This window comes from Bacillus sp. lyk4-R2A-2, assembly GCF_030209735.1.
In the GTDB taxonomy this organism is placed as follows: domain Bacteria; phylum Bacillota; class Bacilli; order Bacillales; family Bacillaceae; genus Bacillus; species Bacillus pumilus.
On sequence record NZ_JARVRK010000004.1, the window covers coordinates 787380 to 800664 of the forward strand.

A 13285-nucleotide genomic window follows, 5' to 3' on the forward strand; every position below is an offset into this window, starting at 1 on the left:
TGTGTTTGGTATGATGGTACTACTGAAAACTTAAGTACAGAAAGGAAACAACTGACGTTGAATGAACATGAAATGACAGAAAAAGCGATCCTTGTCGGCTGTCAATTGCCGCATGTCACGGATGAACGCTTTCAATACTCAATGGAAGAATTAGCTTCCTTAACCAAAACGGCTGGCGGTGAAGCTGTCAGCGTAATGACGCAGAAGAGAAATAGACAAGACAGCGCAACATATATCGGTAAAGGGAAAGTAGAAGAGCTTGAAGTGCTTTGCGAGGAATTCGAATGTGATGTCATTATTTTTAATGACGAACTGTCTCCAAGTCAACTAAAAGCTTTGGCAACTGCCTTAGATGTGAAAATTATCGATCGGACACAATTGATTTTAGACATCTTTGCAAAAAGAGCCCGGACAAGAGAGGGGAAGCTGCAAATAGAGCTTGCCCAGCTTCAGTATGCCTTGCCGAGACTAAGCGGACAAGGGATCAGCCTCTCAAGGCAAGGCGGAGGAATTGGCGCAAGAGGTCCAGGTGAAACAAAACTTGAAACAGATAGACGCCATATTCGAAACCGTATTCACGAAATTAACGGGCAATTATCTACAGTCAAAGAGCACCGGACAAGATACCGGGAACGCCGGAAGAAAAATGGTGTGTTCCAAATTGCCATTGTTGGGTATACGAATGCCGGAAAATCTACTTTGTTTAACCAATTAACAGATGCAGATAGCCATGAAGAAGATCTGCTATTTGCGACACTTGATCCAATGACACGTAAGATGACATTAGCATCTGGCTATAGTGTGCTGATTTCAGACACCGTTGGTTTTATCCAAGACCTCCCAACAACACTCATTGCGGCATTTCGTTCCACTCTTGAAGAAGTGAAGGAAGCCGATTATTTGCTTCATGTCATTGATTCTTCTAATGAGGATTACGAAGGTCACGAACGGACGGTTCATGAGCTTTTAGAGGAATTAGAAGCAGATCGTATTCCAATGCTGACGGTTTATAACAAAGAAGATCAAATCAGACCGGATTTCATCCCATCTTCAAAGCATCGTCATCTATTAATCAGTGCGAGGCGCGAAGAAGATGTAAAGCGATTAAAAGCGGATATTATGGCAGAACTGAAACAAAACTTTTTAAAGCCCTATCATGTGAAGATTCCAGCGTATGAAGGAAAGCTCATCTCCGCATTAAAATCAGAAACGCTCGTGGAATCGCTAGAATTTCAAAAAGAAGCAGAACTTTATGACATCACCGGGTTTAGCGGTGAGGAGCAGACCATATTAGGTCAAATCAAGAAGTATATGTTGTAAGAAAGGAATTAAATCAAGATGTTTCATACATTAAAACACGGCAGTATTTTAGAAAAAGTAGCAGCAGAAACAGAACAAGACATTTTTCACATGCATCAGCAAATTGATCAAAAGAGTGAACAAAATGAGTGGCGGGTGCTTGAAAGCTACCGAAAGCATAGAGTCAGTGATTCTCACTTTAACCCGACAACTGGATATGGCTACGATGATATGGGAAGAGACACGCTAGAAAAAATTTATGCGAATGTCTTCGGAGGAGAAAGCGGCCTTGTGCGTCCGCAGATCATTTCCGGCACACATGCCATTTCCATTGCATTATTCGGTGTGCTGAGACCTGGCGATGAATTGATCTATATGACGGGAAAACCATACGATACGCTAGAAGAAATTGTAGGGATTCGCGGCAAAGAAGGGACAGGCTCATTAAAAGACTTCCAGATTGATTACAAGGCCATTGATTTAAGACAAGATGGATCCGTCGATTATGACAAAGTAAAAGAGTCAATCTCCTCTAAAACAAAAATGATCGGCATTCAGCGTTCGAAAGGCTATGCTTCAAGACCTTCCTTTACAATAGAAGAAATCGAGCAAATGATTTCATTTGTAAAAGAGATCAATGAAGAAATCATTGTGTTTGTGGACAACTGTTATGGTGAATTTACTGAATTACAAGAGCCATGTCATGTGGGAGCGGATCTTATGGCGGGTTCCCTTATTAAAAACCCAGGCGGCGGGCTTGCCAAAACAGGCGGTTACATCGTTGGAAAAGAAAAATGGGTAGAAGCTTGCTCTTATCGAATGACATCTCCGGGCATCGGTAGTGAAGCGGGTGCCTCGCTTTATGCGCTTCAGGAAATGTATCAAGGATTTTTCTTAGCACCGCATGTTGTGGCGCAAAGCTTAAAAGGTGCAGTGTTCACGGCTCGTTTTCTTGAGAAGCTCGGGTTCCAAACGAACCCGGCGTGGAATGCGAAAAGAACGGATTTAATTCAATCCGTCGAATTTGGTGATCCTAACAAAATGATTGCATTCTGTCAGGCGATTCAATATGCATCTCCGATCAACAGTCACGTCACACCGCATGCAAGCTATATGCCGGGTTACGAGGATGATGTCATTATGGCAGCGGGCACCTTCGTCCAAGGGGCTAGTATCGAATTGTCAGCCGATGGACCGATCAGACCGCCTTATACAGCCTACGTTCAAGGCGGACTCACGTATGCCCATGTGAAAAATGCGATTTGCAGTGCTGTAGATGCCTTATTGGAACAAGGTTTCATCGACATACCTGCTCGATAAAAAAATCCATGTTAATATTCCTAACATAATGTTGACACATAATATAACATGACATATAATAAATTTAAGCAAAGAGGAGGAGACAGTTGAGATGAGTGATAACATTCGCCGCTCAATGCCTTTATTCCCAATTGGGATTGTCATGCAGCTAACAGAATTATCTGCAAGGCAAATTCGCTATTATGAGGAAAATGGTTTAGTATTTCCAGCAAGAAGTGATGGGAATCGCCGATTATTTTCTTTCCATGATGTTGATAAATTACTAGAAATTAAAAACCTCATCGAACAAGGTGTAAACATGGCAGGAATCAAAAAACTTTTTGCCAATGCTGAGGCAGAACATCCAGCGTCTGATGCAAAGACCGAGGAGAAATCCACAGCGAAGCACAACTTGACAGATGATGAACTCAGGAAGCTACTGAAGAAGGAACTCATTCAGGCTGGACGTTTCCAACAAGGAACGACCTTTAGGCAGGGGGATATGTCAAGGTTCTTCCGTTAACCAATTAGCAAAAGCATTGCTATACAATTTTACCTTTTGTAGGGGAGGAGTTTTACGAAATGGCAAAATACACAAGAGAAGATATCGTAAAATTAGTAAATGAGGAAAATGTAAAGTACATCCGTCTGCAATTTACAGACATTCTCGGAACGATTAAAAATGTTGAAATTCCTGTGAGCCAGTTAGAAAAAGCTCTCGATAACAAATGTATGTTTGACGGTTCATCTATTGAAGGTTTCGTACGTATTGAAGAATCAGATATGTATCTATACCCAGATCTCAACACATTTGTTATATTCCCTTGGACAGCAGAAAAAGGTAAAGTTGCACGCTTTATTTGTGACATTTACAAGCCGGACGGGACGCCATTTGATGGAGACCCACGTAATAACTTAAAGCGTGTCTTAAAGGAAATGGAAGACCTAGGATTTAGTGATTTCAACCTTGGACCTGAGCCAGAATTCTTCTTATTTAAATTAGATGAAAAAGGCGAGCCAACGCTTGAATTAAACGATAAAGGTGGATACTTTGACCTTGCACCAACAGATCTAGGCGAAAACTGCCGCCGTGATATCGTGCTTGAGCTTGAAGAAATGGGCTTTGAAATTGAAGCGTCTCACCACGAAGTAGCACCTGGACAGCATGAAATTGACTTCAAATATGCAGGCGCCATCCGTTCTTGTGATGACATTCAAACGTTCAAACTCGTTGTCAAAACGATCGCGAGAAAGCATGGTCTTCATGCGACATTCATGCCAAAACCATTGTTTGGTGTAAACGGATCTGGTATGCACTGTAACCTATCATTATTCAAAAATGGCAAAAACGCATTCTTTGATGAAAAAGCAGATTTACAATTAAGCGAGACGGCTAGACACTTTATCGCAGGTATCGTCAAGCATGCAACTAGCTTTACAGCGGTCACAAACCCAACGGTGAACTCTTACAAGCGTCTTGTACCTGGTTATGAAGCACCTTGCTATGTGGCATGGAGTGCACAAAACCGCAGCCCACTGATCCGTATCCCTGCATCACGCGGCATCAGCACACGTGTAGAAGTGCGCAGCGTAGACCCATCTGCAAACCCATACCTTGCATTAAGCGTATTACTTGCAGCAGGTCTTGACGGAATCAAAAACAAACTAGACGCACCAGCACCAATTGACAGAAACATCTATGTCATGGACAAAGAAGAGCGCCTTGAAAACGGCATCGCTGATCTGCCTGCAACACTTGCAGAAGCACTTGAGCTGCTGAAATCAAACGAAGTCATGGTCAACGCACTAGGCGATCACTTATTCGAGCACTTCATCGAATCAAAAGAAATCGAGTGGGATATGTTCCGCACCCAAGTACACCCATGGGAACGCGATCAGTATATGTCTCAGTATTAATCAGGAAATCCCTTGGAGCCATTGGCTTCAGGGGGTTTTTATTTTGGTCAAATTATATTCAAAAAAGAAGAAAAAGAGGTGTAAATCTAGATTTACAAAGAGAATTAGTGTTCCGGAAGAAAATGTTTTAAAGTTGTTTCTACGCCATCAACTTCAATATCACTTCTAAGCAATTCTTCATGTTTTAAGCATCAACTTGCGCTTCTTTTTTGTACTAAATCCATCTTTAGAAAGCTCTGTTACTTCTTGTGTTACAGTATACTTATGTTTAACTCTTTACCGCCATGTCGCTTCTAGTTTAATGCACTCTCATAAAACATACCTATTATAGATTTAGTATTTTTGCATTTTGCGGGATACCGAAAACTTTTAAAATGACCACCTTGACTTTACATATGTTGTAAATATCGTGTTAAAATTATACAAAGGAAATGAGAGCAAGGGGGTAATGGGATGTCGGGTTTGATTTCCTCTGTAGATGTAGCAAACACTCTCAACAAATGGTATTTACATATTAAAAAGAGGGAAGTTTCACAAGCAGTAGAGTTGAGGGATGAGATTCAAGAGATGTTAGGCGAAATGGAAGAAAATCAAGATGTTTTACTCTATTTCAATATTCTTGATTATAGATTTAAGGTACTTATGGAAGATTTAGTGGGGCAGCCAACAATAACAGAAAGCGAAAGAGTCAAAACAGATGACATGCTAAGGTTTTACTTTTATCTTTTCAAAGGTATGTACGAGAGTGCAAGGAATAATTATTCAGAAGCTCTAGTCCTATTTAGAGTAGCTGAGAGACAATTGGACAAGGTACATGATGAAATTGAAAAGGCTGAGTTCCATTATAAAATTGGCACACTCTACTATTTCAATAAGGTCACGCTCCTTTCTCACCATCATCTACAAACAGCAAAAGATATCTATAAAGGTCATGAAGGTTACAGCATACAGACCATAAACTGTAATATGTTGTTGGCACTGAATTTGATTGATGATGGTAGACTAGACAAAGCTGAAAAAATGCTTTTGGAGTGTGTTGATAGACTAATTGAGAAGAATGATAAGAGATTGTTAGCGTTGGCTTATTATGATTTAGGATTTCTCAAAATTCAGGATGACCACCATATAGAAGCCATTGAATATTTTAACAAAGCAATTTTCGCAGATGATCTAAAACAGTCAGCCCCTGTTTCATACTTACAATGTGCGTATGAATTTGCAAGATCAAGCTATAAATCAAATCAGTTGGATCAGGCAATAAGTTGGGTTGCTGAGGGGAAATCCTTTTCTAAAGAACAGCAAAACACAAACTTTATTTTGAAATTTAATATCCTTGAGAAATGTTATACAACACCACGGGAAAGCTATGAGGATATCAAGAAAGGGCTATGTTTTTTGGAAGAAAGAAAAGCATATGTTGATATAGAGGCTCTAGCTCCTGATGTTGCATCCATTTATAAGAAGTTAAATCTTTATGAAGAAAGTAACTACTTCTTGGAATTGGCTTTAAAATCTTGTACGCTTATAGGAAAGGAGGTCATATGATCATGAAAAAAATAATGATGATGATTACTACTGCTTTGCTATTAGGTACAATTCTTGGAATGCCTGTTGGACAACAAACTCAAGCTGATGCTAAAAATGAGGTAGTGTTACTTTTCTCTAGAGGTGCAGGTTCATAAAAGCGATAGGGTTTTAATCCACCACTACGGAGGATAATTGGTTAAAAAACGATAAAGTGGATTAAAGTGTCAGGCTCCTTATGGTATTCTAGTAAAAGAATATTCCATAAAAGGAGTCTTTTTTATATGAAAATATTAGATGCTCCATCTTTACTATTAGCTGTCGAACAGAGGTCAAAGGCCTATCATGAGCTTCATGAAGAGATGAAACTTGTGAAAAAAGCATTAAAAGGTGTATCGGGATTAGGTGATGAGTTTACTGGAAAAGGTGCAGATAATATCAAAGCTTTTTATAATGATCTTGCACTATACACAGACACTTATCTTGATTTTATCGATATGCAAAAGGCTTTTTTAGATGGAGTGAAAGGAAAGCTGGATGATGAATCATTAGGCGGGAGTACATTTATTGATGAGCACTTCCTAGATGCTCAATTGAAGCAAGGCATTCAAAATAATAAAGATATGGTCAAGGAACAAAAAGAAGCTCTTTCCACTATTTTTGACGATATCAGTGATTTAATTGAATTACACACATTTTCAAGTAAAGAGGTCAATGAACATTTAGACGATGCGAACAAAAAAAGAAAAGAGACAATTGATGCTTTACATAAAATAGATCATGAGCTAAAAACAGAATACGCAAAGTCAGAAGAGATTGAGAATCACCTCAAAACTTTTTATACAAAAATGATGGCTGCTACAGGAAAAGGTAAGAACGCTCAGCCCATGTATTATGATGCAAAAGCATTTCATGAGACAGATGTGTACAAGAATCATGATAAAATCGATGCACAGGTGAAAGCATATTTAAAAGTGAAAAAAGAAGAAAAAGAGAAACGAAGAATTAAAGAATTGAAAGAAAAGCTCAATGATCCCTCGTGTATATCAGAAGCGAAATACTTTGAGATTGTAGACGAAATTGGATATGAAAATCTTTCTTACGATCAAAAAATGTATTACAGCCAGCTGCTCCAAATCAAAGCGCAGGAAGAAGCATCAGAGGTATTCGTTGATAGTGTAAAAGGTGCTGCAGTTGGTCTATATGATGTGGCCAAAGATACAGTGACCGGAATATATGATCTTGTGACAGACCCTGGTGGTGCCGTAGAATCAGTCATTACGGCTGTTTCTCATCCAATTGAAACATCGAAAGCGATTGGAAAATCAATTTCAGACTCATTCCAAAAAGAAGTCATAGATGGTGATGCGTATTCTCGTTCACACTGGTTCGCCTATGCGACTGGTTCACTAGCAGAAATCGTCTTTGGTTCCAAAGGGGCAGGAGCCATCACAAAAACAGGGACAACCGCGGCCAAAACTACAGTGAAGAAAGGGCTTGAACAAGGAGCAAAATCATTAGACAGAGTCTCTATTCCGAATCTATTGCCGTACTCACCAAAGTTTCAAATGGCTGGTGGACCGAAGCTACCGTATAACGTTTTTGACGGGGAAAATCTTAAAAATAAACTCCTCTCCATGGCAAAGCGTCTCGACAACAATTCAGGCTACGGAATCTCTAAGACAGGCAGACGATTACCAGCACCTAAATCACCACCGGCTGTTGTCAGTTACGGAGATCACTATGTGAGATGGAAACGTAAAAAAGTATTAAAACCAAATGTCGTTTATTCAACAAAGCAAGGCTACACCTACACAACCGATCACTACGGACGTATTGTCAAAGTTGAAGCAAGTGATTTAAAATACGGAGAGGTCAAAAGAAACCAATACGCCCAATCTAATTCAGGCAAGCCTGACAGATTACTAGATGATGACGGAGGTCACTTGATTGCAACTATTTTTAAAGGGTCTGGGGATATTGATAATCTTGTGCCTATGAATGGGAATTTAAATAAAGGTGAATGGAAAAAGCTTGAGAATGCATGGGCTGATGCTCTTCAAAATGGTGATCAGGTTAAAGTAAAGATAACACCTAACTATAAAGCTGATTCTCTACGTCCAGAAACTTTTGATATTAAGTATAAAATTGGTGATGATGAATGGGAAATCAGACGATTCGATAATGTGTATGGAGGGAAAAAATAATGAATGAAGAAGAACTAGAATATGTATACAAACAGATAGTTGATATTGTAGTTAAGACAATACCTGTCAATTGGATAAAGGTGTATTTATATGGTGAGGTAGTTGAAGGTTCACAGACTGCTTACTTTTATTTTTTACCTGAGGAAAATGATGATCAGCCGATATATAGTCATGAGATCACTGAATTGTTTGAAGTGAGTGAACATGAATACAGAGAAAGATGGCATCAATTAGTTGACTGTATCCAAGAACTTAGGAGAGCGTTTGAACAAAGTGGTCAAGAGCCTTGGACAAATTTCACAATGATATTTAATGAAACGGGACATTTCAATATAGAATTTAATTATGATGATCTTTCGAATACAAACCCTCATGAAAGAAAAACCATTTGGAAATATAATCATCTAGGTATTATACCTAAAAGTAATTCTGGTAAAAAACATTTAGAAAAATACCTTTCTACATTGGAGTAACTTTTGAATCTTTAAGCTGTTATAAATTTCATTTTGATAGATTAAAGAAATAAAAACTAGAGAACTTTTGAGAGCACCATTTCATGCAGAAATGGTGCTCTTATTAAATAATAACTCCTTTTATTCAATAACAAAACAGACACATGTTACGACAAAATAAAAATATTGATTGTGATTGGAATCAATTGTTGTTGATTAGCATGTCAAAGAAACCGATCAACGAAAGCAAAAAGATCGAAAAACAAATTCCCCTTCTAATTACATTTTTCATTTCCCTCTATCTAAACCGATAAACCGTCACTTCACATCCACCCAATACCTCTTCAATCATGCCTTCCACAATCGCCCAATCGCCGCCCGCCAGTCCGCAGCCGATCCCGTAGGGAATGGCGATGGAAGTATGGTTTTTCTTTTCATTTGAATGGGTTACTGTGTCTTTTAGGCTTTGTAAGCAGCTGCGTAAGGCATCGTAGTCCGTTTGCATTCTTTTTCTTCCGTATCCGGTTTGAGCAAATAAGTTGGCAATTGTTTTTCCGTCATTAGTTGTGATGAGTTGAACGGAGCTTAACAAGTCATCTCCTTGTTCTGTACATAATTCTTTATACTCTTTGTACACATTGGGGTATTTGCTTTTGATTTGTTTGGCTAATCCAGCGCCCATGACCCCTTTACAGTTCACCTGGTGACAGATGATGTCTTCACTTGCCTCTAAAATGTTGCCATCCACTGTTTTGATCATATCGTGTAACCCCTTTTTCATAAAATAGAAACATAAGTTCTATTTTATCAGTTTTGACCAAATGATTTAATAGCAAAATGCTTTTTATGAGTTTCGTTTATTTGAAGACACTTCAGAATAACTTGATTGTCAAAGCTGGTGCATGTCATCTAAAATATGAAGAGACTAGAAAACACGAAATAAAGCAAAAAAAGTGAGGAGTCATTTATGAATCAATTAGAAACGAATCGTTTAATGCTTAGACCGTTTTGCGATGAAGATGCAGCAGGGATGCTTGAGTACTTGTCTAATCCAAGAGTAAATTGTTTCCTCGCTGATCGAATTTCTTCATTAGAAGAAGCTTTGGCTATAGTGAAAAAGAGAAAAGAAGACCATTCATATGTAGCGGTTTGTTTAAAAGAAAGTGGGCAGATTATCGGTGAGTTGTTTCATTTAAAAGAGGATCCTGATACGTATTCAATCGGCTGGAATTTCAATGAAGCATATGAAGGAAAGGGATATGCACGAGAGAGCGCTGTGGCGCTTTTGTCCTATTTATTTGTAGAAAAGGCAGCAAGGCGGCTTTATGCCTATGTAGAAGATGATAATGTCCGTTCGCAGGCATTATGTGAGCGATTAGGCATGCGGAGAGAAGGCCTTTTTCTTGAGTTTATTTCATTTACTACATATGAGGATGGCACCCCTAAATATGAAAACACGTACCAATATGCTTTACTAAAAAAGGAATGGCAGCATCACTCTCTATAGAGCAGTAAGTAAATGATGTCAGTGACAGCAAAGTGACAAACATGTCATATGGTTCCATGGTTTGTTCGTTCAATCGATGGAAGAGTCATCTTATTTCAATTATCCTTATCATAAATCGAGGAAAAAGGAATGAAATGAGATGCAGCGATATAATGAAGATTTATTTAGGTGGGTGAATCAGCTCAGTATCGATCATGGTTATTTGAATCCGATATTCATTGGACTAGCTGAATATACTGTGCTGTTAGCAGCGCTCACGTGTCTGTTCATATGGTTTCAAAATCGAAGTGAAACCAATAGGGGGATGGTGGTATCTGCTGGACTTACTTTCATATTGGCAGAGTTAATTGGGAAAATTGCAGGATTTTTTTATTCCAACCAGCAGCCCTTTGCCGAAATGAGTCATGTCAATCTTTTGATTCAAAAGGAAGTGAATAACTCTTTTCCGAGTGATCATACCATCTTTATTTTTTCTGTATGTCTGATCTTTTGGCTTTTTCACAAACGCCATGTTTATTGGCTGATCATAGCGTGCGCCGTTGGTTTTTCTAGGATATGGGTAGGTGTCCATTATCCTTTTGATGTCTTAGCAGGGGCTGTTATAGCGTGTTTAATAGCGGTTGCAGTTGTCTATTTGCCGATATGTCAAAGGAGCGTGAATGCCATCTTGTCATGTTATGAGTGGCTTGAGCAGAACGTTGTAAGGAAGAGAACAAAATAACATGTTGCAGCAAAATGCCCCGATCTGATAATGGCTCAGATCGGGGTACTTTTTATTTTCGCCAAAACGTTGTACAATCCGCTTTGTCTTCGATATTAAATTCGATGATTTTCTTTAGGAGAGGATAATCAACTGGTAAGCTTTCCTTCATGCGAAACATCTTTTTTCCATGATCGTAACCCGCTTGTACAATGTCAGCTGAAAAGTGATCAATTCCTTTTCCTTCTGGTGCGACAGAAATGTGATGTTTTGCCACGCTAAACCCAATAATAAATGTGCCATGGTCTGTGAACATGGGCTGATTCCAAGCAATTTTTGGTTCTAGTTGAGGGAATGTGTCTAAAATCCATTGTAAAATGTCTTGCGTGCGCTGCTTCAGCTCTGGGTTACCAATGTTGCTTACATACTCTTCAAACACATGCATGATATTTTATCCTCCCATTCCATCGACCTCATAAGCCTCAGACGGGATTCGAACCCGCACTCCTTTCGTAAGCATAGGCTAGGGGCAACACGCTTCCCTACGGAATTTCACCGACAGGAATTTCACCTGTCTCAGCTCGTGTGCTTTTCGGTGCTTCTGAAACCCTTGCCTTGCGACCCGCTAGCTACAATTTGTTTTACGGCGCTCTTCCCTTCTAGAGCTACTGAGGCGCGGAAGTTATTGATCATATTATATAAAGAAACTGGATAAATGAAAAGCTGTGCTGATAATTAGTTTACTGATCTATAGGCGAATCGCACAAAATAGTCAAAGACACATATGATAAAAGACCATATGGATTGTATACAGCATTGAATTGGGCTGATGGAAAGTGACAAACCTGTTGATGAGTAAACTGAAAGAGATAAACAATCAAACAAAAAATGAAAGCTTTACTCACAAGCGTTCAATGAGTCCTTCTTTTTTGCTACTCATGGAAGATGGAGAACCTTTCTACTCATGGGTGTTCTTTGAAAAAAGTGTGTTTAAGACTTGCTATTTTTCCTTGATTTCCATCAATGAAGAACAAAATTGTGTGGTGTTAGAGCTTCTTGTTCCATGCTGCATGCGATCGGCGTGCTGTCAGAAAGTTTTATATCGATCCAGTTCAAAGATCCTTGTTGATCTTTCTTTTTTATGCGGAATGATTGAAGCAGAACAACCAGTCTATGATGCGATCATTTTAAAGAACATAGAACCTCACCACCTCCTTCTTGGTTTTTCAACATCGCCCAGTTCGGTTGAAATCTGGCGAAATGGAACAAAATTACCAAATGCAGCAACAGTGATTTTGCATCATCATGATGATCAAGATGTGCCGGTTTCTATCACGATTCAAACGAAAAAATCATGTCACGATATATGTGTTCAAAAAGGAGAAAGTCGATCGATTACTGTAAAAGATATGATGTTGATTTTCAATCATCAAACCACTGAAAAGGTGCAAGCATGTTTAGACATTCAATTGAACATGGTACAAAGGAAAAAAATAAGGCTTTGAGTCTGGGATAAGCGCACAATCTTCGTAGATCACTAGATCATAGTCTATCAAGAATAGGTTGAAGGAGGGTTAAAATGGCTATTTTAGGCGGGTGTAGTAATGAGCAAACAGGCTTTGTGAATGATGCGGTATGCTTCACAGTCGATTTAGCAGCAGCAGCGGATCCAGTAGTCGTCTGGACGGATGGAACACCATTTGTCATAAACGGGACCATTATGGTGGAAAACAACGGAATCGTGGCTGTAGCTCCAACTGTGACATTAGAGGTCAACGGTGCGGCTGTTCCAGATTTCACTGTACCTCCAGGAGAGAGTCGATCCATTACGCTAAGTGATCTTAACTCCATTGGGATTGTAGCTACGGGTGGGACCTCGACTGGAAGTATTGTCGTTTCTTTTTCTCTCAATTATCAGTATTAGTGTGTATGTCTTGAAGATTCCACAGTTTGAAAGAAGTGAGAGGCATGTGTGCCCAGCTTAATATGTGTGGAGGAATAACGGGTCCAACAGGAGTAACTGGCCCGACCGGATCAACGGGATCAACTGGCCCGACCGGATCAACGGGTTCAACCGGATCAACTGGCCCGACCGGATCGACGGGTTCAACAGGATCAACAGGATTAACCGGAGTAACTGGCCCAACAGGATCAACAGGTTCAACGGGAGTAACAGGTCCAACCGGATCAACGGGCCCGACGGGAGTAACGGGTCCAACAGGAGCAACGGGTTCAACGGGAGTAACTGGCCCGACGGGAGCAACGGGTTCAACGGGAGTAACTGGCCCGACGGGAGCAACGGGTTCAACGGGAGTAACTGGCCCGACGGGAGCAACGGGTTCAACGGGAGTAACTGGCCCGACGGGAGCAACGGGTTCAA

At 39.8% G+C, this 13285-nt stretch carries 14 protein-coding genes and 1 pseudogene; 13 read left to right on the forward strand and 2 right to left on the reverse strand.

Translation table 11 applies throughout. The features are described 5' to 3' along the window. Positions 1–57: 57 nt before the first annotated feature. The 8 genes from hflX to QRN39_RS06800 all read left to right on the forward strand — a co-directional run bounded on the left by hflX (position 58) and on the right by QRN39_RS06800 (position 8719). On the forward strand, positions 58–1320 hold the full coding sequence (gene hflX / locus QRN39_RS06765) for a GTPase HflX (RefSeq protein ID WP_050944939.1): 1263 nt from the start codon (positions 58–60) through the stop codon (positions 1318–1320). 18 nt (positions 1321–1338) lie between these two features. Continuing rightward, entirely contained in the window at positions 1339–2619 is a 1281-nt protein-coding gene (locus QRN39_RS06770) for a methionine gamma-lyase family protein (RefSeq protein WP_284906570.1), read from the forward strand. Between the two features lie 91 nt (positions 2620–2710). Continuing rightward, the gene (locus QRN39_RS06775; protein WP_212045882.1) at positions 2711–3121 is read left to right on the forward strand and encodes a MerR family transcriptional regulator; all 411 of its coding nucleotides are present in this window, start codon (positions 2711–2713) and stop codon (positions 3119–3121) included. Positions 3122–3180: 59 nt separating this feature from the next. After that, positions 3181–4515 carry a type I glutamate--ammonia ligase gene (gene glnA / locus QRN39_RS06780; RefSeq protein WP_003211015.1) on the forward strand — a complete coding sequence of 445 codons (1335 nt, stop codon included), beginning with the start codon at positions 3181–3183 and terminating at the stop codon, positions 4513–4515. Between the two features lie 453 nt (positions 4516–4968). Then, on the forward strand, positions 4969–6060 hold the full coding sequence (locus QRN39_RS06785; RefSeq protein WP_137054602.1) for a Rap family tetratricopeptide repeat protein: 1092 nt from the start codon (positions 4969–4971) through the stop codon (positions 6058–6060). 2 nt (positions 6061–6062) lie between these two features. Further along, the gene (locus QRN39_RS06790) at positions 6063–6197 is read left to right on the forward strand and encodes a hypothetical protein (protein WP_257736826.1); all 135 of its coding nucleotides are present in this window, start codon (positions 6063–6065) and stop codon (positions 6195–6197) included. Between the two features lie 126 nt (positions 6198–6323). Beyond that, positions 6324–8246, forward strand: coding sequence for a T7SS effector LXG polymorphic toxin (locus QRN39_RS06795; RefSeq protein ID WP_284906575.1), 1923 nt, complete (start codon positions 6324–6326; stop codon positions 8244–8246). After that, positions 8246–8719 carry an antitoxin YezG family protein gene (locus QRN39_RS06800; RefSeq protein WP_061407903.1) on the forward strand — a complete coding sequence of 158 codons (474 nt, stop codon included), beginning with the start codon at positions 8246–8248 and terminating at the stop codon, positions 8717–8719. The genes QRN39_RS06795 and QRN39_RS06800 overlap by 1 nt, the downstream gene beginning before the upstream one ends. Before the next feature lie 277 nt (positions 8720–8996). On the opposite strand, the gene QRN39_RS06805 is transcribed toward QRN39_RS06800, so the two are convergent. Continuing rightward, complete coding sequence (locus tag QRN39_RS06805) at positions 8997–9458, reverse strand: macro domain-containing protein (RefSeq protein WP_212046736.1); 462 nt, start codon at positions 9456–9458, stop codon at positions 8997–8999. A gap of 207 nt (positions 9459–9665) precedes the next feature. Here QRN39_RS06805 and QRN39_RS06810 point away from each other — a divergent pair, with 207 nt between their 5' ends. Both QRN39_RS06810 and QRN39_RS06815 read left to right on the forward strand, forming a co-directional pair. Then, the gene (locus QRN39_RS06810) at positions 9666–10205 is read left to right on the forward strand and encodes a GNAT family N-acetyltransferase (protein WP_284906578.1); all 540 of its coding nucleotides are present in this window, start codon (positions 9666–9668) and stop codon (positions 10203–10205) included. A gap of 139 nt (positions 10206–10344) precedes the next feature. Beyond that, positions 10345–10926 carry an undecaprenyl-diphosphatase gene (locus QRN39_RS06815; RefSeq protein ID WP_050944921.1) on the forward strand — a complete coding sequence of 194 codons (582 nt, stop codon included), beginning with the start codon at positions 10345–10347 and terminating at the stop codon, positions 10924–10926. Positions 10927–10978: 52 nt separating this feature from the next. Here QRN39_RS06815 and QRN39_RS06820 read toward each other — a convergent pair whose 3' ends face one another. Further along, complete coding sequence (locus QRN39_RS06820; protein ID WP_284906580.1) at positions 10979–11350, reverse strand: iron chaperone; 372 nt, start codon at positions 11348–11350, stop codon at positions 10979–10981. Between the two features lie 406 nt (positions 11351–11756). On the opposite strand from QRN39_RS06820, the gene QRN39_RS06825 reads away from it, so the two are divergent. The 3 genes and pseudogenes from QRN39_RS06825 to QRN39_RS18460 form a co-directional block, all read left to right on the forward strand. Next, positions 11757–12410, forward strand: coding sequence for a CotZ-related putative spore coat protein (locus tag QRN39_RS06825; protein WP_212046737.1), 654 nt, complete (start codon positions 11757–11759; stop codon positions 12408–12410). A gap of 74 nt (positions 12411–12484) precedes the next feature. Continuing rightward, on the forward strand, positions 12485–12829 hold the full coding sequence (locus tag QRN39_RS06830; protein ID WP_034660755.1) for a DUF3992 domain-containing protein: 345 nt from the start codon (positions 12485–12487) through the stop codon (positions 12827–12829). Between the two features lie 35 nt (positions 12830–12864). Then, positions 12865–13285, forward strand: a pseudogene (locus QRN39_RS18460) (BclA C-terminal domain-containing protein); the annotation flags it as partial.

Bases quoted from the DNA above. Each gene is read 5' to 3' on its own strand.
- QRN39_RS06770 (WP_284906570.1), top strand. From the start codon at position 1,339: ATGTTTCATACATTAAAACACGGCAGTATTTTAGAAAAAGTAGCAGCA.
- QRN39_RS06775 (WP_212045882.1), top strand. From the start codon at position 2,711: ATGAGTGATAACATTCGCCGCTCAATGCCTTTATTCCCAATTGGGATT.
- glnA (WP_003211015.1), top strand. From the start codon at position 3,181: ATGGCAAAATACACAAGAGAAGATATCGTAAAATTAGTAAATGAGGAA.
- QRN39_RS06785 (WP_137054602.1), top strand. From the start codon at position 4,969: ATGTCGGGTTTGATTTCCTCTGTAGATGTAGCAAACACTCTCAACAAA.
- QRN39_RS06790 (WP_257736826.1), top strand. From the start codon at position 6,063: ATGAAAAAAATAATGATGATGATTACTACTGCTTTGCTATTAGGTACA.
- QRN39_RS06795 (WP_284906575.1), top strand. From the start codon at position 6,324: ATGAAAATATTAGATGCTCCATCTTTACTATTAGCTGTCGAACAGAGG.
- QRN39_RS06800 (WP_061407903.1), top strand. From the start codon at position 8,246: ATGAATGAAGAAGAACTAGAATATGTATACAAACAGATAGTTGATATT.
- QRN39_RS06805 (WP_212046736.1), bottom strand. From the start codon at position 9,458: ATGATCAAAACAGTGGATGGCAACATTTTAGAGGCAAGTGAAGACATC.
- QRN39_RS06810 (WP_284906578.1), top strand. From the start codon at position 9,666: ATGAATCAATTAGAAACGAATCGTTTAATGCTTAGACCGTTTTGCGAT.
- QRN39_RS06815 (WP_050944921.1), top strand. From the start codon at position 10,345: ATGCAGCGATATAATGAAGATTTATTTAGGTGGGTGAATCAGCTCAGT.
- QRN39_RS06820 (WP_284906580.1), bottom strand. From the start codon at position 11,350: ATGCATGTGTTTGAAGAGTATGTAAGCAACATTGGTAACCCAGAGCTG.
- QRN39_RS06825 (WP_212046737.1), top strand. From the start codon at position 11,757: ATGAGTAAACTGAAAGAGATAAACAATCAAACAAAAAATGAAAGCTTT.
- QRN39_RS06830 (WP_034660755.1), top strand. From the start codon at position 12,485: ATGGCTATTTTAGGCGGGTGTAGTAATGAGCAAACAGGCTTTGTGAAT.